Below are 16,851 nucleotides of genomic sequence, written 5' to 3'. Positions count from 1 at the left end.
TCATAGGGTTTCCCCGGGACAGCCGACGCGATCTGGGAGTTGACGTGCAGCTGCAACCGGGCCGCGAGGCCCTCGTCCGGGTCGCCGTGGCGACGCTGTGGACCTCCCCCGAGGCGGTCCGCCCGGTCGACCGCCCCGCGCTGACCGCTGGCGCCGACATCCTGACCTGGGTCTCCGGACTCGACACCGACCAGCAGGTGGGCGACTGCGTGCTGAGCCAACTCCTGCTCGGCGAGCGGGTCCTCGTCAGCGAGCTGCGCCCGGACGGCTGGGCGCGGGTCGTCGCCGTCGAACAACCAGCGGCCAAGCTGGACCCCCGCGGCTACCCGGGCTGGCTCCCCACCGACCAACTGACCACAGTCGACCCAGCCCACACCGGCACCGGTGACCCACTGGTGGTGGACGCCACCGTCACCGGGCTGCACACCGCCCCGAACGGGCCGGTGGCGCTGCCCGGCGTCGTCGTCGGCACCCGCCTCGTCCCGGCCGGCCCCGTGCGCGACGACTGGCGGCCGGTGCACGTCCCCGGCCGGTCCACGCCGCTCTGGCTGCCCGACGAGCACCTGGTCGCGGCGTCGGCCGCGCCGCCGAACGCCGAGCAGGCGCTCGCGGTGGCACAGCGACTGCTGGACGTGGTCTACATCTGGGGCGGCCTGTCCGCGCACGGCATCGACTGCTCAGGGCTGGTGCATCTGGCCTGGCGGCGGTTCGGGGTGCTGCTGCCCCGCGACGCCGACGACCAGGCCGCCGCCACCACCCCGGTGCCGCTGGGCGCGGAACGCCCCGGCGACCTCTACTTCTTCGCCCGACCCGGCCGCAAGATCCACCACATCGGCATCGTCACCGCGACGCCCGGCGACGGCGGGCAACGCCGGATGCTGCACGCCTGCTACCGGCGGCGGCGGGTCATCGAGGAACCCCTACCGGAAGACCGGACCGCGACGCTGGTGGGCGCGCACCGGGTCTAGAGCGTGTTTCGACCGGCCGGGCGCGGACCCGCGCCCGGCCGGTGACCGGTCAGCGTCGGGCGTCGGCCAACTCGCGACGCCGGTCCCGCGAGGACTTGATCAGGCTGGCGGCGGTGGCGACACCCAGGGTGCCGATGATGACCAGCAGTGACAACCAGATCGGGATGTGCGGCGCCCAGCCGACGTGCTCACCACCGTTGATGAACGGCAGGTTGTTGTCGGCCAACGCCTCCAGCACCAGCTTGACCCCGATGAAGCCGAGCACGACGGCCAGGCCGTAGCTCAGGTAGATCAGCCGGTCGAGCAGGCCACCGAGCAGGAAGTAGAGCTGACGAAGGCCCATCAGCGCGAAGACGTTGGCGGTGAAGACCAGGTACGGCTCCTGGGTGATGCCGAAGATCGCCGGGATCGAATCCAGTGCGAAGATCAGGTCGGTGGTGCCGATCGCGATCATCACGATCAGCATCGGGGTGAACAGCCGCCGGCCGTCCACGCGGGTGGTGAGCTTCGCGCTGTCGTAGTCCTTCGAGATCGGCAGCGCCTTACGGCTCCACCGGATCAGCACGTTCTCGGAGAACTCGTCCTCGTCCGGCTCACCCTGCCGGGCCAGGTTCACCGCCGTGTAGATCAGGAACGCGCCGAAGATGTAGAAGACCCAGGAGAACTGCGAGATCAGCGCGGCACCCGCGGCGATGAACCCGCCCCGCATCACCAGCGCCAGCACGATGCCGACGAGCAGCACCTTCTGCTGGTACTGCCGGGGCACCCCGAAGCGGGCCATGATGATCACGAAGACGAAGAGGTTGTCCACCGAGAGGCTGTACTCGGTGAGCCAACCGGTGTAGAACTGGCCGGCCGCGCTGGCACCGGAGGTCAGCCAGAGACCCGCTCCGAAGATCAGGGCGAGCCCCACATAGAAGGCGACCCAGAGGCTCGACTCCCGCACACTCGGCTCGTGCGGGCGCCGACCGATGATCAACAGGTCGACGAGCAGGACCGCAGTCAGTGCGACAAGCGTCCCCGCCCACACCAATCCGGACACGTCCAACGTTCATTCCTCCGGCAGACACGCGGCGTCGGGCACACCGTACGCCCCCACGGGGGCCGGTGTGCCGCTGTCGCTCACTCTGGTGACTGTCGGAGGTCTCTTCCGCCGCCGCCCGGGAAGGGCGGCGACCTACGGGGCCGGGTCGGTCGCCGTGGAACCCGGCGATCGACCGTGCTGACGACTCCGTTGCGGGGGAATACTCCCCTCCTCGGTGACCATTGTTGCCCACCACTGCCCGTGATCACACCCCGGGCAGCCGGTGGCTCCGAACACCCTGTTCGACGCCACACCGTCTATGGCTTCCTAGGAGGCTAGTGCAGGTCGGGTGCGGCGATCGGGTCGGCGAGGGACCAGCCTGCGGCGAGCAGGTCGTCGCAGGCCCGCACCGCCCGGGCCAACCGCTCGGCGGGCGACCCGGTCAGCTCCACCACCGGCACCCCGCACCCCGCCAGCTCGGCCCGGAACCGCTCGGTCATCCACTCCCGCAGGTGCTCGCCGTCGCGCAGCCCGTCATCGGTGAACGGCACCCCCCGGTGATCAGTCAGCAGATACAGCGCCGGCCGACGGGCCGCCGCCCGCACCTGCTCCGACGTGCTGCCCAGGTAACGCTCCTCCCACACCGCCGTCGCCCGCGCGTCGGTGTCGCAGACCAGCAGCGGCCCGCTCGTCCGGGCCGCCGCGTCCTCGGCCGCCTGCTGCGCGCGGACCACGGCGCGGAAGTCGTCCCGGTCCCACGTGACGTCGAAGACCGTCGCCGTCGGCGTCCGCTCCCGCAACCGGGCCAGCTTGTGGGCGGTCAACTCCCTGCCGTACTCCGGCACCCAGGACGTGCCGTAGTGCCCCGCCAGCGCCGCCGCCATCGTCGTGGTGCCGGTCGACTCGGCCCCGACCACCACCACCCGCCGGACGAACCACGCCCGCACCGGCGCGCTCAACCACCGCCAGTGACGCGCCGGATCCGCGCGCACGACCGTCCCGGACACCGGCACGGTCCGCCGGTCCGGATCCACCGACACGGGTACGGCGTCGAACCGGCGCGCCAACTCGGCGCCGTACGCCTCGGAGGAGAAGACCGCGTCCACCGGCCCCGGCCCGACGGCCTCGCGGAACACCGCGCAGTGCGCGTCCCAGACGGCCGGATCGGCGTAGTCCACCGGGTGGTCGTCATACCGGCCGACGAACCGGACCCACGGCGTGTCGGCATGCGCCTCCCGCAGCCAGTCCAGGCGCAGCGGCAACGGGATGGACTCCCGACGCGAGGGTGCCACCACGACGGTGACCTCGGCGCAACGGGCGGCGGCCGCGGCGATCAGCGCGTGGTGCCCGGCGTGCGGTGGATAGAACTTGCCCACCACCATCCCGTGCCCGAACTCCGGGGCGGCCGGGTGCCCCGGCGAGCGTGGCGCTGGTGCCCGGCCGGACGTCTCGGCGCTCACGCGGCGACGGGGGCCGGACCGGGCGGGACCGCGCTCGGCCGGTCGACCCGACGCAGGTCGGCGCGCCAGGCCCGCAACCCGAGCACGCACAGGGCGAGGAAGACCAGGTAGAGGACGGCGGTCAGGTGCAGCCCCTTGTACGCGTACAACGGGATGTAGATCAGGTCGGCGGCGATCCAGAGCCACCAGCTCTCCACCCGCTTGCGGGTCTGCCCGTACGTGGCCAGCAGGGACAGCGCCGTGGTCAACGCGTCCGGCAGCGGCACCGTCGAGTCGGTGGCCCGGTCCACCAGCACCCAGAGCACGCCGGTGAGCAGCACCCCGGCGGCGGCCAGCGCCAACCACTCCCGTCGTCCCGTCCGGCTCACCGTGAGCCGGGTGCGCCGCTCGCCACCGACCAGCCAGTGCCACCAGCCGTAACAGCCGAGCGCGACGTAGACGACCTGGAGCCCCGCGTCGGCGTACAGGCCTGCGGTCCAGAACAACAGCATGAGCAGGAGCACGTTGGCGATGCCGATCGGCCAGTTGGCGATCTTCTGCCGGGCCACCAGCCACACGTTGAGCACACCGGTCGCGAACCCCAGCAGCTCCGCCCAGGTGGTGCCCGCACCGGCCACCCGAAAGGCGGTGCCGGTGAGCCAGTCAATGATCACCAGGCCACCCTAGGGGCGTCGCCGACGCCGGAACAGACCCCGCGACAGCACCGGCAACGACCATCGTGGGAGGCTGTCCGACATGGTGCTTGAGGTCGCGTTGATCGACGTACTGCCCGGACACGAGGACGCGTTCGCCGCCGCGTACGCCGAGGGGCACCCGGTGCTCGCCGGGGCGCCCGGCTGCCGGTCCGTGCGGATGACCCGGGGAATCGAGTCGCCGACCCGCTTCGTGCTGCTCGTCGAATGGGACTCGGTCGAGGCGCACGAGGAGAACTTCCGGGCCACCGAACGGTTCGAGCGGTGGCGGGCGCTGATCGGCCCCCACTTCGCGGGACCGCCGGTGGTCGAGCACTTCCTCGACGTGCCGGCCTGAGCCTGCCTGTCGTACCCCGTGGTTATCGTGCCGGACGCACGCGCCGGCCGCCGGTCCCGACGGGCTCGGGGGCGCCGGGCCCGGTGGCCGCGCGGCGCCGCGCCGTCGGCGGTTACTCGCCGACGCGGCGGGCCAGCACGGTGACGGTCTCCTCCGGCGACAGCGCCGCGGCCAGCAACGCCTCGGTCATCCGCTGGTAGCGGTCGACGTCGAGCGCGGTGGCCAACCGGACGTCGGTGGTCAGCGCCTCGAGCATCACCGTCCGCGGGTCCGCCGGGTCGGGAAAGGCGTAGCAGGAATACGGTGTCAGCGGATGCAGGCCGCCACCGGCGACCCCGCGCGGCAGCAGTCGCACCGTGACGTGGGACAGCCCGGTCACCGCGACCAGATGCCGCAGCTGCTCCCGCCAGACCGCCACCGGCAGGTCACCCTGGTCGCAGACGGCCTCGGCGAGCACCGCCGTGTAGCGCGGCGGATAGGCCCGCCGCAGCACCTCCTGCCGTAGCGCCCGAGCCCGCACCTCGGCGTCCACATCGACCTCCGGCGTGAGCTGGGCGCTGGCCGTGACCAGCACCCGGGCGTACGCGGGCGTCTGCAGCAGCCCCGGCACCACCGACGGCTGGTACTCGACGATGTCGGCGGCACCCGCCTCCAACTCGGCGTAGGTGCGCTGCCGTTCGCTCATCTCGCCCAGCGTCTTCCACCAGCCCCGACTGGTCGCCGCGTCCCGGGCGATGACGATCAGCGCCTCCCGGGCGGGCGTCGGCACCTTGTAGACGTCCAGCAGATCGAGCACGTCGGCAAGGTCCGGGCGACTCTGGCCCAGCTCGATGCGGGACAGCTTTGACGTCGAGGCCCAACCCAACCGGTCACAGACCTGCTCCAGGGTCAGCGACTCGCGCCGACGAAGCTGGCGCAGTTCTGCGCCGAGACGTGCACGTCGAATAACAGGACTTGTTGGCAGCGGCATCCCGGCCTCCCCACCGAGGGAGACTACGCAGGACGATCACCCAGTGCAATAGTTCGCTCGCACACCGCAATCGGCGCATTCGGTGCCGCCCCCGGCCGGGCCCGCTCACCCGCATCGTTTCCACAGGTCAGCGGCGGTTCACGGTCGAGGGGGGTGGGTGCCCTGCGGGCTGCGGGCCGGCTCGGCGGGGGTTCAGGGCCGGTACGTGCCAAACGACCAGACGGTGCCGGCCAGGTCGCGCGCCGCGTAGTCACGGGAGCCGTAGTCGGTGTCGAACGGCTCACGGATGATCTCGGCGCCGGCCGCCCGGGCCCGCGCGCAGTGCGCGTCGACGTCCGGCACCGCCACGTAGACCGACCAGTCGTCGTCCGCCGGGCGGGGCGCGGCGTCGGTCCGCCCACCCAGCATGATCATGCCGGTGTCGAGGATCAGCTCGGCGTGCGCGACGGTGCCATCGGGTGCCTCGTGCACGGCGTGCACCTGGAAACCGAAGGCGGCGCCGAGCCAGTCGATCGCGGCGCGGGGATCGGGGTAACGGAGGATCGGATAGATGGTTCGCATGACCCGATTCTGCGTCCGGCGGCGCGAATCCGGATTGGACGAATGCGACCTCGGCGGGTCGCCGCCGCGAGCAGGGGGTCAGTCGAGCGTCGTCACCGGGCGGCGAGCAGCGCGGCCGGCGTCGCCCCCGCGAACTGGTGGAAGTCCCGGATCAGGTGGGACTGGTCGTAGTAACCGCAGGCCGCCGCCACCGCGGCCCAGTCGACGGCCCGACCGCTCGACGCGATCTCGGTCGACACGGTGTGCGCCTGTTGGAAACGCAGCAGCCGGGCGGCCATCTTGGGTGGCAGCCCGACGTCCTGCCGGAACCGGAACGCGAGGTGCCGCCGACTCCAGCCCAGCTCGTCGGCGAGCTCACCGACGCTCCCCCGCCCACCGCTGGCGACGAGCCACCGCCACGCCCAGGCGAGCCGCGGGTCCACCGGCGGGGACGCCACCAGCCGGGCGGTGAGCACCCGGTCGAGCAGGGCGAACCGCTCCGGCCAGCCCGGGGCCTCGGCGAGCCGGTCGCGCAGCCGATCCAGCCAGTGGCCCGGGAGCTGCTCCACGCCGACGGCCCGGTTGGTCAGCTCGCCCAGCGGCAGGCCGAGGAGCCGCCGGGCGGTCAACGGGGCGAGCAGCAACTCGACACCCTCCCCCACGCCCACCGTGCGCGTGGTGCACCAACCGTCGAAGGTGCCGGCCACGAACGAGTCGACGGTGGTGACGCCGCGCTCGGCGCTGCGCGGGTCGGTCACGTCCAGCGGAGCACCCCAACCCAGGATCAGCACCACGAAGACGCCCGCCGACTCCCGGCGGACCAGTGGCACGTCAGCGCGTTCCCGGTAGCCCACGTACCGGTCGACGAACGGACGCAGCCTCGCCTCGGGCAGCCCGAGGACCATCTCGCCAACCGGCGTCACCGCCGTCAACAGAGCCCGCCCTTCGCGTTGCCCCGGTCGGCCGGGCCCGGGCGTAACGCTGGGCGTGGCCGACCGGGGAGACCGTCACCTCACGCCGGCGGCGTCCATGCCGCGCAGCTCCTTCTTCAGGTCGGAGACCTCGTCGCGGATCCGGGCCGCCAACTCGAACTGCAGCTCGCGGGCGGCGGCCAACATCTGGTCGTTGAGCTCCTGGATGAGCTGGGCGAGGTCGGCGCGGGCCATCCCCTCCCGGGAGGTGGTGGCGGCAGCGGAGCGGCTCCGGCTGCGGGTCTCCTTGACCGGCGCCTTGCCTCGGGAGAGCTGCCGCACCGCACCCCCGACCCGGGAGTTCTCGGTGTCCTCCGCCTCGCGGTAGATGTCGTCCAGGATGTCGTGGATCTTCTTGCGCAGCGGCTCCGGGCTGATGCCGTGCGCCTCGTTGTGCGCGATCTGCTTGGCCCGCCGCCGATCGGTCTCGTCGATCGCCGCCGCCATCGACGGGGTGATCTTGTCGGCGTACATGTGCACCTGACCGGAGACGTTACGGGCGGCTCGACCGATGGTCTGGATCAGCGACCGGCCGCTGCGCAGGAAGCCCTCCTTGTCAGCGTCGAGAATCGCCACCAGCGACACCTCGGGCAGGTCCAGACCCTCGCGGAGCAGGTTGATGCCGACCAGCACGTCGTAGTCGCCCTTGCGCAGCTCACGCAGCAGCTCCACCCGGCGCAGCGTGTCCACCTCCGAGTGCAGGTAGCGCACCCGGATGCCGTTCTCCAGCAGGTAGTCGGACAGGTCCTCGGCCATCTTCTTGGTCAGCGTGGTGACAAGCACCCGCTCGTCCCGGTCGGTCCGCAGCTTGATCTCGTGCATCAGGTCGTCGATCTGGCCCTTGGTCGGCTTGATCACGACCTCCGGGTCGACCAGGCCGGTCGGTCGGATCACCTGCTCGACGAACTCGCCCTGGGCCTGCTCCATCTCCCAGGTGCCGGGGGTCGCGGAGAGGAAGACCATCTGCCCGACCCGCTCCAGGAACTCGTCGAAGCGCAACGGCCGGTTGTCGGCCGCGCTGGGCAGCCGGAAGCCGTGGTCGATGAGCATCCGCTTGCGCGAGGCGTCGCCCTCGTACATGCCGCCGATCTGCGGGATGGTCACGTGCGACTCGTCGACCACGGTGAGGAAGTCGTCGGGGAAGTAGTCGAGCAGGCAGTGCGGCGGACTGCCGGGCAGCCGCCCGTCCATGTGCATCGAGTAGTTCTCGATGCCGGAGCAGAAACCCACCTGCCGCATCATCTCGATGTCGTAGGTGGTGCGCATCCGCAGCCGCTGCGCCTCCAGCAGCTTGCCCTGCCGCTCCAGCTCGGCCAGCCGCTCGGCCAGCTCGACCTCGATGTCGCGGATCGCCCGCTCCATCCGCTCCGGGCCCGCCGCGTAGTGCGTGGCCGGGAAGATCACCAACTGGTCGACCTCGCGGACCACGTCACCGGTCAACGGGTTGAGGTAGTAGAGCTTCTCCACCTCGTCACCGAAGAGCTCGATGCGCACGGCCAGCTCCTCGTACGCCGGGATGATCTCCAGGGTGTCACCGCGGACCCGGAAGGTGCCGCGCTGGAAGGCCATGTCGTTGCGGGTGTACTGGATGTCGACCAGCCGGCGCAGCAACTGGTCGCGGTCGAGATCCTGGCCGACCTGCACCTTCACCGCCCGGTCGAGGTATTCCTCCGGGGTGCCCAGCCCGTAGATCGCCGAGACGGTCGCCACCACGATCACGTCGCGGCGGGTGAGCAGCGACATCGTCGCCGAGTGCCGCAGCCGCTCCACCTCCTCGTTGATCGAGGAGTCCTTCTCGATGTAGGTGTCGGTCTGCGGGATGTAGGCCTCGGGCTGGTAGTAGTCGTAGTACGACACGAAGTATTCGACGGCGTTGTGCGGCAGCAGCTCGCTGAACTCCTTGGCCAACTGCGCACAGAGCGTCTTGTTCGGGGCGAGCACCAGGGTGGGGCGTTGCAGCCGCTCGATCAGCCACGCCGTGGTGGCACTCTTGCCGGTGCCCGTCGCGCCGAGCAGCACGGTGTTGCGGTCGCCGCGCCGAACCCGACGCTCAAGATCGTCGATCGCGGTCGGTTGGTCGCCGGCCGGCTGGAACTCACTGACGACCTGGAAGCGGCTGTCGAGCCGGGGAATGTCGAGCGCCATGCCGTCAACGGTACGCCGCAGGTCCGACATGTTCGGCCGTCACGCCAGGTACGTGATCGGCTTCAATATTCCCATTGTGTGGCCCATGTCACCGGGACTACCCTCTTCCTGTAGGCCGCTCGCGGCGGCCGACCGGGCCGGTGGCCAGGCCAACATCACGGCCGGTCGCCCCCGGCACTGCGGTCGCAGCACCCGGCTCGTCCGGCGTGCGCACCCGTGTGGTCGCGCTCGAGGCGCAGACCGGCCGCCGCGAGCGCCCCTGCTCGTCACCTCGGTGCCACCCCGGCCGTTTCATCTCCGTGGACACCTCCCCGACCCCGGCGCCCGACACCGCCCACGCGACCCCGTCGCGGCCGGGCGACCCGAGCACCGGCAACGCCCCGGGCAGCGGCGACGGCGGCTCAGCCAGCGGCGCGTCCACGACAGCCCGCACCACCGGCGGCGCCCGCCGGGCCACCGCCCGCCGCCCGAGCGCCAGCGGCCGGGCCGCCGCCGCACGGACCCGCGCGGAGGACCACGAGACCACCGGCCCCGACCTCACGGACACCACCGACACCACCGACACCACCGGCCCGGCCACGGCCGGACGTCGTCGGCGTACCGTGCTGCTGTTGCTCGGCCTGACGGCGGTGACGTCCGCGACCGCCCTGGTGCTCGGGTTGTTGAGCTGGGCACCCGACCCGCCCGAGCCAGCCCGGCCGCTGACCGTGTCGGAGAGCGATCGACTGGCCGCCGTACGGGTCACCAACCTGCGGGACCTGCGCGCCGGCGTACGCGTGACGGCCGGCACCGACGCCGCCCGCGTCGAACTGGTGGGCTGGGTGGACTGGTCCCGGTCGCTGCTCTACCTCGACGTGGGCGGCCCGGGTGCCGGCGCCGAACGCGGGCTGCTGCAGAAGAGCGGGCCGGTGCTGGTGATCAGGCCCGACCCGGCGGCGGTGCCCACTCCCGCCGCACCACCACTGATGCCACCGGCGGATCGGTGGCGGCTGCACCGACTGACCCCCGGGGCGCACCTGGCACCGGTGCTCGACCTGCTCCTCGATCTCGCCGCCGATCGCCCCGACCCGACCCGGACGGCACCGTCCAGCGAGGCGCGCTGGATCGCCCGGGACACCGCGCCGGCCGGCCCCCTGGACGTCATACAGGCGCCACTGGCCACCGGCGCGCCGGCCGCCAGCACGGCGCCCGGCACCCCCCGCGCCGCGACACCGACCCCGGACGGACAGACCCGGTACTGGCTCGACCAGGACGCCCGGCTGCACAAGCTGGTGACCCGCCTGCCCGGCACCGGCCCGGTCACTGTGGTGTTCAACCGGGAGGACCGGCCGACACTACGACCGGTGGACGCCCTCGGCGGCCGACCCGGTCTGCCCCGCGTGCTGACCGACGCCGAACAGCGTCGGCTCGACCGGCTGCCCGCCCGGCTCCGCGCCCAGGGCGGTGCCACGCTCACGCTGACCGCGCCGGTCGGCACTGACACGAACCTGCGGGGCGCCGGTTGGGTGAGCTGGACCGCGCGGACCGCGTACCTCGCCGTCGCCGACCTTGGCGTACCGGATCGCCGGACCCTGCTGCGACGCGACGTCGCCGGTCTGGCCCGGGCCGACCTGCCGGCGGTCGCCGCCGGCGGCGGCACCGCGGAGGCGCCGGCCCGGCCGCCGCTGCCGCCCCCGGCCGGGGCCTGGCGGGTCACCCGACCCGGCGGGGACGACCTGAGCGTGCTTGTCGACGCCGCGGTGACCGCCGGGTCGGTCGGGCACCGGGGCGCGGCCGTACGCATACGCGACGATGTCACCGCCGGACGGACCGTGGACGTCATCGAGGCGGGTCCGGCCGGCGCGCGGCTGCGCTACTGGATCGACCGCGGGGACGGGTCGCTGCGCCGACTCGAGTTGCGGACCGACGTCGGCGCGTGGGCACACCTGGACCTCCAACCCGCCGTCGTGCCCCGGCTGGCCGCCAACCCCCGGCCTGCCAACCCCCGACCGGCAGCTCCCCGGTCCTCGGCCCCTCGGCCCGGCACCCGCTGACCGGCGCCCTCAGGCCCGCCAGCCGGTTTGCGTGGCCCACTGCTCGGCCCGCAGGTACTCCTCGTCGAACCACGGGTTCCGGGCCGTGCCGGAATCGCCGGCCTCCGGCGCCGACGCGACCAGGTCCCGCTTGAGCAGCAGGTACGCGGCCCGCTGATCCGGGTCGGCACGCAGGTGGTCGCGCATCAGCAACGCGTACCGCCAGCCCGGTGAATCCGCCACCCGCACGTGCAGACGAACAGGGCGGGCCGGGTCCGCACTGCCGTGCAGCCGCTTCTCCCAACGCCCCCTGCCGGCCGGGCGCGGGTCGTCCCACCACTGCCCCGGCACCCGCGGGAACCCGGCGCTCGCCAGCCGGTCGGCCAACGGCCCGTCGGCGTCGGCGAGACTCGCGACCGCCACCTGCACGTCGATGACGTTCTGCGCGGCGAGGCCGGGCACCGCCGTCGCGCCGATGTGGTCGATGCGCAGGGCGGCCGAGCCGAGCGCGTGCTGGATCCGGGCGGCCAGCCGCTCGTACTGCTCCGACCAGCTCGCGTCGGCTCCGACCGACGCCGCCGGGTCCGGCGGGACCACCCGCCGCTGGCGCAGGTTGTCCTCGTAGGGCACCAGCCGTTGCCGCCAGAGCACGTCGACGGCGTCGTGCAGCGCCGCCAGACTGCCGTCATTGGTCAGCACCACGTCGGCCACCGCCCGGCGGCGGGCGTCGTCGGCCTGGGCGGCGATCCGCCGCTCGGCCTCCGCACGACTCATCCCCCGGTCGCGCGCCAGCCGCTCCAGTCGGGTCGGCACGGCCGTCTGCACCACGACCACCAGGTGGTACGTCGGCGCGAGACCCACCTCGACCAGCAGCGGCACGTCGTTGACGACGATCGCGTCGGGTGCCGCCGCGGCGGTCAGCTCCGCGGTGCGGGCCCGGACCCGGGGGTGGGTGATCGCCTCCAGCCGACGCCGGGCGGCCTCGTCGGCGAACACCACCGCTCCCAGGGCGGCCCGGTCCAGCGCGCCGTCGGTGTCCAGCACCGCGTCGGAGAAGGCGGCGACGATCTCGGCCAGCCCGTCCGTACCCGGCGCCACCACCTCCCGGGCCACCCGGTCGGCGTCAATCAGCACCGCGCCCCGCTCGACGAGCCGCGCGGCCACCGCGCTCTTGCCGGACCCGATCCCGCCGGTCAACCCCACCCTCAGCACCCGAACAGTCAACCGGATCCACAAGCCCGCCGCCAAACCCGCCCGCCACCCGGCGACCCGCCGACCGCTCCGACCGGCGCAGCTCGTGTGCGGCAGGTACGGCGAGGGCCCCGCCCCCAGCGATCCGGAGATCGCGGGAACGGGGCCCGTCGTCGTTCAGCGGGTCACTTACCGCCGGCGAGCTTCTCCCGCAGTGCGGCGAGCGCCTCGTCGGTGGCCAGCGTGCCGGCCGGCTCCTCGGCCTGCCGGCTCGGGGCCGGGCTGGACGAGGAGGTGGTGCCACCGCCGCCACCGGCAGCGGCCGGGACGACCGGAGTCGGGTTGGCAGCGGCCTCGGCGTCGGCGGCCCGAGAGGTCTGCACCTGCTTGGTGTGGGCCTCCCAGCGCAGACGAGCCTCGGCGTACTGGTTCTCCCAGGTCTCGCGCTGCTTGTCGTACCCCTCGAGCCACTCGCCCGTCTCCGGGTCGAAGCCCTCCGGGTAGATGTAGTTGCCCTCGGTGTCGTACGTCGCGGCCATGCCGTAGAGGGTCGGGTCGAAGTGCTCCTCGCCCTCGACGAAGCCCTCGTTGGCCTGCTTGAGCGACAGCGAGATCCGGCGACGCTCCAGGTCGATGTCGATGACCTTGACCATGACCTCGGAGCCGACCTGGACGACCTGCTCCGGGATCTCCACGTGGCGCTCGGCCAGCTCGGAGATGTGGACCAGACCCTCGATGCCGTCGTCCACGCGGACGAACGCACCGAACGGAACCAGCTTGGTGACCTTACCCGGCACGATCTGCTGGATCGCGTGGGTGCGGGCGAACTGCCGCCACGGGTCCTCCTGGGTCGCCTTCAGCGACAGCGAGACCCGCTCGCGGTCCAGGTCGACGTCCAGGACCTCGACCTCGACCTCCTGGCCCACCTCGACGACCTCGGACGGGTGGTCGATGTGCTTCCAGGACAGCTCGGAGACGTGCACCAGACCGTCGACGCCGCCCAGGTCCACGAAGGCGCCGAAGTTGACGATCGAGGACACGACGCCCTTGCGGACCTGGCCCTTCTGCAGCTTGTTGAGGAACTCGGTGCGCACCTCGGACTGCGTCTGCTCCAGCCAGGCCCGGCGGGACAGGACCACGTTGTTGCGGTTCTTGTCCAGCTCGATGATCTTGGCCTCGAGCTCCCGCCCGACGTACGGCTGCAGGTCGCGCACGCGACGCATCTCGACCAGGGACGCGGGCAGGAAGCCGCGCAGCCCGATGTCGAGGATGAGGCCGCCCTTGACCACCTCGATGACCGAACCGCGGACGACGCCGTCCTCGTCCTTGATCTTCTCGATCGTGCCCCAGGCCCGCTCGTACTGCGCCCGCTTCTTGGAGAGGATCAGACGACCCTCCTTGTCCTCCTTCTGGAGGACCAGGGCCTCGATGTGGTCGCCAACCGTCACAACCTCGGCCGGGTCCACGTCGTGCTTGATCGACAACTCCCGAGAGGGGATGACACCCTCGGTCTTGTAGCCGATGTCGAGCAGGACCTCGTCCCGATCGACCTTGACGACGGTGCCTTCGACAATGTCGCCGTCGTTGAAGTACTTGATGGTCTCGTCGATCGCGGCGAGGAAAGCCTCCTCGGAACCGAGATCGTCGTGGGTGACCCGGGTGGCGCTCGAGGGGGCCTCGATGCTGCTCGTCATGTGGGCGGTTGCTCCGGTCGGTGGGTTGTCACAGCAGGCTGGTGTGTCGCAGTGACCTGTTCGCGCCAGCGGATCCGTCGCCGGGCACACCGAACGATCGCCTAGTGAGATCATGATGTGGCTCCGTCGACCGCGCACCTGCTCCCTGCCGAGGCAACGCGATCCGCGAGCGCATCGTCTAGCCTACCGTGCGCATTACCACAGCGTGCAAGCCCTCCCGGGTTCTCTCCACACGATGACCTGCGAAAGCCGAACAATCGCCCGGAAAACACCCCTGCTGTCTCCTGCGTCACAGCAGCCCCGTACGCCTCGTCGCCGCCGCGCCTGATCGACTCGGGTCGCCGGGTCGGCGCGCGCCACCGCCGCCGACGGCGAACCGGTCACCGAGATCTCCGACGCGCCGTCGTACCCAATCGAGCGGGTGGGGCCTAGCGTGGGCGCGTGGATGACGACAGCCGGGTTACCCGGCGCCGGGTGGGTGACGCCGAGGCGCGGCGCGCCAACCGCGGCTGGTGGGACACCGACGCCGACGACTACCAGGCCGAACACGGCGCGTTCCTCGGCGACGTGGACTTCGTCTGGTGTCCCGAGGGCCTGCGCGAGGCCGACGCGCGGCTGCTCGGCGACGTGTCGGGGCGACGGGTGCTGGAGGTGGGCGCCGGCGCCGCGGCCGCCGCCCGCTGGCTCGCCACCCAGGGCGCCCGGCCGGTCGCCTTCGACCTGTCCGCCGGCATGTTGCGGCACGCCGCCACGGCCGCCGACCGCACCGGGGTACGCGTACCGCTGGTGCAGGCCGACGCGCTCGCCCTGCCGTTCGCCGACCAGTCGTTCGACGTCGCCTGCACCGCGTTCGGCGCGATCCCGTTCGTGGACGACTCGGCGGCACTGCTCGCCGAGGTGCACCGGGTGCTGCGCCCGGGCGGCCGGTGGGTGTTCTCGGTGACCCACCCGATGCGGTGGATCTTCCTCGACGACCCCGGCGAGGGCGGGCTGACGGCGGTGCACTCGTACTTCGACCGCTCCCCCTACGTGGAGCAGGACGAGAACGGGGTGGCCACCTACGTCGAGCAGCACCGCACCCTCGGCGACCGGATCCGGGAACTGGTGGGCGCCGGGTTCCGGTTGCTCGACCTGGTGGAGCCGGAGTGGCCCGAGGGACACGAGGAGATCTGGGGGCAGTGGAGCCCGCTGCGCGGACGGCTCTTCCCCGGCACCGCCATCTTCGTCACCGAGAAGCCGGCCGGGTGAGCGGGTCGCACCCGCGGTCCGACCTGCGATCCATCGATCGCCGGTAGGCTCGACTCCATGAGCGCCGAGCCCATCCCGACACCACCTGGCCCCTGGTGTCCGGATCCGATGCGGCAGCAGCGTGCCGACTACACGCTGGAGGACCTGCTCGCCCTGCCGGACGACGCCCCCCGCGTCGAACTCGTCGACGGAGTTATCCAGGTGACACCCTCCCCCACCCTGGGCCATCAGGACATCTGCAGCCTGCTGTGGCTGTGGCTGCGCTCGCACGCCCCGGCGAACCTTCGTGCTGCCCAAGCAGTCGGTGTCGCGTTCAGCCGCAACACGAGCCGGCAGCCGGACGTGCTGCTCTGCCGTGCCGAGATCCCGTCCAACCGGTCCACACTGCGGCCGGCGGACGTCGTGCTCGCCGTGGAGATCGTGTCGCCCGGCACGCGACGGATCGACAGGTTCGCGAAGCCCGGGGAGTATGCCGCCGCCGGCATCCCGTTCTACTGGCGGATCGAGCAGGACCCGGTGCACGTCTACGCGTACCGGATCGGCGACCGGGTGGGGCCGGGCGGTGAGCGGCAGTACGAGCTGGTCGCCGACGGCGCCGACGTGATCGAGCTGGCCGAGCCGTTCGACATCAAGCTGCCGGTCGCCGAGATCACCCCGTAGTCGTTTCGCCCCGACCGGGTCGGGTAGCCGAGGGCCATGGCCGAACAGAGATTCCACCAGGGCGACCGTGTCTCCTGGTCGGCCCATGGCAGCCGCGCGTACGGCGTGGTGCGGGGCACGATCACCGAGCGGACGCGGATTCGCGGGCGGGCGGTGAACGCGGCCCCCGACGACCCGCAGTACCGGGTCCGCAGTGACGGCACGGGCCGCGACGTGGCCCACCGACCGGAGGCGCTGCGCCATGAGCAGAAGTGACGACGGCCGGGACACCTACCGGGAGTTCACCGAAGCGGTGAACATGAAGCCCGGCGAGCTGTCCACGTGGCTGGAGACGGACGAGTCGAAGCAGGTTGGCTGGCACAAGGGCGGTCACGCCGGTGGAGGCGAGTCCGTCGGGCACGAGTCCGGCCGAAAGATCATCAACCTGCTCCGTCGCAAACGTGGCGACCTGTCCGACGGCGACTACAAGCACATGCGCAAGGTGGTCGGTTACGTACGTCGACACATGGCGCAGCGCCCCTCCGGCGACGTCCGCGACACCAGGTGGCGCTGGTCTCTCATGAACTGGGGCCACGACCCGCTGAAGTAGGCGGACCGCTCCCGCGGGCTCACCACACAAGGTCCGCACGACATTGCGGCAGGTGCGGTATCCGCCCGCACGGGCACCACGGTCCCGCCGACCGCCCCGTCGACTGCCAAGATCGCGCTCGATCCATGATGTAGGGGCCTCCCCGCCACCGCACACCACTACATCCTGGTTCGAGCACGATCTTGGCTGTCGTGGGCGTCCCGAACCCCGGCTCCCGGTGTCTCCCGCGGCGGCATTCGTCGTCGGGATCCGAGATGCGGGCGCGGGCGCGGGGCGCGGGCGCGGGCGCGGGGCGCGGGCGCGGGCGCGGGGCGCGGGCGCGGGCGCGGGGCGCGGGCGCGGGGCGCGGG

The 16,851-nt window shown here is 72.2% G+C and carries 16 protein-coding genes; 7 read left to right on the top strand and 9 right to left on the bottom strand.

Annotated elements, in window-relative coordinates; all coding sequences use genetic code 11:
* The first annotated feature begins 44 nt into the window (after positions 1-44).
* Positions 45-968, top strand: a complete 924-nt coding sequence (locus IF22_RS0131580) for a C40 family peptidase (protein ID WP_030338010.1) — start codon at positions 45-47, stop codon at positions 966-968.
* Between the two features lie 49 nt (positions 969-1,017).
* Here IF22_RS0131580 and IF22_RS0131575 read toward each other — a convergent pair whose 3' ends face one another.
* From IF22_RS0131575 to pnuC, 3 genes are all read right to left on the bottom strand, one after another.
* Positions 1,018-2,016: a TerC family protein gene (locus IF22_RS0131575; RefSeq protein WP_030338009.1), complete on the bottom strand. Its 999-nt coding sequence runs from the start codon at positions 2,014-2,016 to the stop codon at positions 1,018-1,020.
* A 311-nt stretch (positions 2,017-2,327) separates the two neighbouring features.
* Entirely contained in the window at positions 2,328-3,452 is a 1,125-nt protein-coding gene (locus IF22_RS0131570; RefSeq protein ID WP_245233797.1) for an AAA family ATPase, read from the bottom strand.
* A complete protein-coding gene (gene pnuC / locus IF22_RS0131565) occupies positions 3,449-4,105 on the bottom strand; it encodes a nicotinamide riboside transporter PnuC (protein ID WP_030338007.1) in 657 nt (218 codons plus the stop codon). Before pnuC ends, IF22_RS0131570 begins: the two co-directional genes overlap by 4 nt.
* Positions 4,106-4,187: 82 nt before the next feature.
* Here pnuC and IF22_RS0131560 point away from each other — a divergent pair, with 82 nt between their 5' ends.
* A complete protein-coding gene (locus IF22_RS0131560; protein WP_030338006.1) occupies positions 4,188-4,481 on the top strand; it encodes an antibiotic biosynthesis monooxygenase family protein in 294 nt (97 codons plus the stop codon).
* Positions 4,482-4,593: 112 nt separating this feature from the next.
* Here the strand turns inward: IF22_RS0131560 and IF22_RS0131555 are convergent, their stop codons facing one another.
* From IF22_RS0131555 to uvrB, 4 genes are all read right to left on the bottom strand, one after another.
* Entirely contained in the window at positions 4,594-5,451 is an 858-nt protein-coding gene (locus IF22_RS0131555; protein ID WP_030338005.1) for a helix-turn-helix domain-containing protein, read from the bottom strand.
* Between the two features lie 192 nt (positions 5,452-5,643).
* On the bottom strand, positions 5,644-6,012 hold the full coding sequence (locus IF22_RS0131550; protein ID WP_030338004.1) for a VOC family protein: 369 nt from the start codon (positions 6,010-6,012) through the stop codon (positions 5,644-5,646).
* A gap of 92 nt (positions 6,013-6,104) precedes the next feature.
* Positions 6,105-6,914, bottom strand: a complete 810-nt coding sequence (locus IF22_RS0131545) for a helix-turn-helix domain-containing protein (protein WP_245233796.1) — start codon at positions 6,912-6,914, stop codon at positions 6,105-6,107.
* 84 nt (positions 6,915-6,998) lie between these two features.
* Positions 6,999-9,107, bottom strand: coding sequence for an excinuclease ABC subunit UvrB (gene uvrB, locus IF22_RS0131540; protein ID WP_030338002.1), 2,109 nt, complete (start codon positions 9,105-9,107; stop codon positions 6,999-7,001).
* 299 nt (positions 9,108-9,406) lie between these two features.
* On the opposite strand from uvrB, the gene IF22_RS0131535 reads away from it, so the two are divergent.
* Positions 9,407-11,140: a hypothetical protein gene (locus IF22_RS0131535; protein WP_209444624.1), complete on the top strand. Its 1,734-nt coding sequence runs from the start codon at positions 9,407-9,409 to the stop codon at positions 11,138-11,140.
* A 9-nt stretch (positions 11,141-11,149) separates the two neighbouring features.
* Here the strand turns inward: IF22_RS0131535 and coaE are convergent, their stop codons facing one another.
* A complete protein-coding gene (gene coaE, locus IF22_RS0131530; protein ID WP_030338000.1) occupies positions 11,150-12,331 on the bottom strand; it encodes a dephospho-CoA kinase in 1,182 nt (393 codons plus the stop codon).
* A 164-nt stretch (positions 12,332-12,495) separates the two neighbouring features.
* Positions 12,496-14,004, bottom strand: a complete 1,509-nt coding sequence (rpsA, locus tag IF22_RS0131525; RefSeq protein WP_030337999.1) for a 30S ribosomal protein S1 — start codon at positions 14,002-14,004, stop codon at positions 12,496-12,498.
* Positions 14,005-14,445: 441 nt separating this feature from the next.
* On the opposite strand from rpsA, the gene IF22_RS0131520 reads away from it, so the two are divergent.
* The 4 genes from IF22_RS0131520 to IF22_RS0131505 are packed head-to-tail and all read left to right on the top strand — an operon-like array spanning position 14,446 to position 16,501.
* Positions 14,446-15,252: a class I SAM-dependent methyltransferase gene (locus tag IF22_RS0131520; protein ID WP_030337998.1), complete on the top strand. Its 807-nt coding sequence runs from the start codon at positions 14,446-14,448 to the stop codon at positions 15,250-15,252.
* 57 nt (positions 15,253-15,309) lie between these two features.
* Positions 15,310-15,912, top strand: a complete 603-nt coding sequence (locus tag IF22_RS0131515; RefSeq protein WP_245233795.1) for a Uma2 family endonuclease — start codon at positions 15,310-15,312, stop codon at positions 15,910-15,912.
* Between the two features lie 36 nt (positions 15,913-15,948).
* A complete protein-coding gene (locus tag IF22_RS0131510; RefSeq protein WP_030337996.1) occupies positions 15,949-16,167 on the top strand; it encodes a hypervirulence associated TUDOR domain-containing protein in 219 nt (72 codons plus the stop codon).
* On the top strand, positions 16,154-16,501 hold the full coding sequence (locus IF22_RS0131505) for a DUF3140 domain-containing protein (RefSeq protein WP_030337995.1): 348 nt from the start codon (positions 16,154-16,156) through the stop codon (positions 16,499-16,501). Before IF22_RS0131510 ends, IF22_RS0131505 begins: the two co-directional genes overlap by 14 nt.
* Positions 16,502-16,851 lie beyond the last annotated feature (350 nt).

The organism is Micromonospora parva (assembly GCF_000718515.1).
Taxonomy (GTDB): domain Bacteria; phylum Actinomycetota; class Actinomycetes; order Mycobacteriales; family Micromonosporaceae; genus Micromonospora; species Micromonospora parva.
This window is presented reverse-complemented; position numbering and strand designations above follow the sequence as displayed.

Excerpts from the sequence above, each read along its gene's own strand:
- IF22_RS0131560 (WP_030338006.1), top strand. The coding sequence starts at position 4,188 with ATGGTGCTTGAGGTCGCGTTGATCGACGTACTGCCCGGACACGAGGAC.
- IF22_RS0131555 (WP_030338005.1), bottom strand. The coding sequence starts at position 5,451 with ATGCCGCTGCCAACAAGTCCTGTTATTCGACGTGCACGTCTCGGCGCA.
- IF22_RS0131550 (WP_030338004.1), bottom strand. The coding sequence starts at position 6,012 with ATGCGAACCATCTATCCGATCCTCCGTTACCCCGATCCCCGCGCCGCG.
- uvrB (WP_030338002.1), bottom strand. The coding sequence starts at position 9,107 with ATGGCGCTCGACATTCCCCGGCTCGACAGCCGCTTCCAGGTCGTCAGT.
- rpsA (WP_030337999.1), bottom strand. The coding sequence starts at position 14,004 with ATGACGAGCAGCATCGAGGCCCCCTCGAGCGCCACCCGGGTCACCCAC.
- IF22_RS0131515 (WP_245233795.1), top strand. The coding sequence starts at position 15,310 with ATGAGCGCCGAGCCCATCCCGACACCACCTGGCCCCTGGTGTCCGGAT.
- IF22_RS0131510 (WP_030337996.1), top strand. The coding sequence starts at position 15,949 with ATGGCCGAACAGAGATTCCACCAGGGCGACCGTGTCTCCTGGTCGGCC.
- IF22_RS0131505 (WP_030337995.1), top strand. The coding sequence starts at position 16,154 with ATGAGCAGAAGTGACGACGGCCGGGACACCTACCGGGAGTTCACCGAA.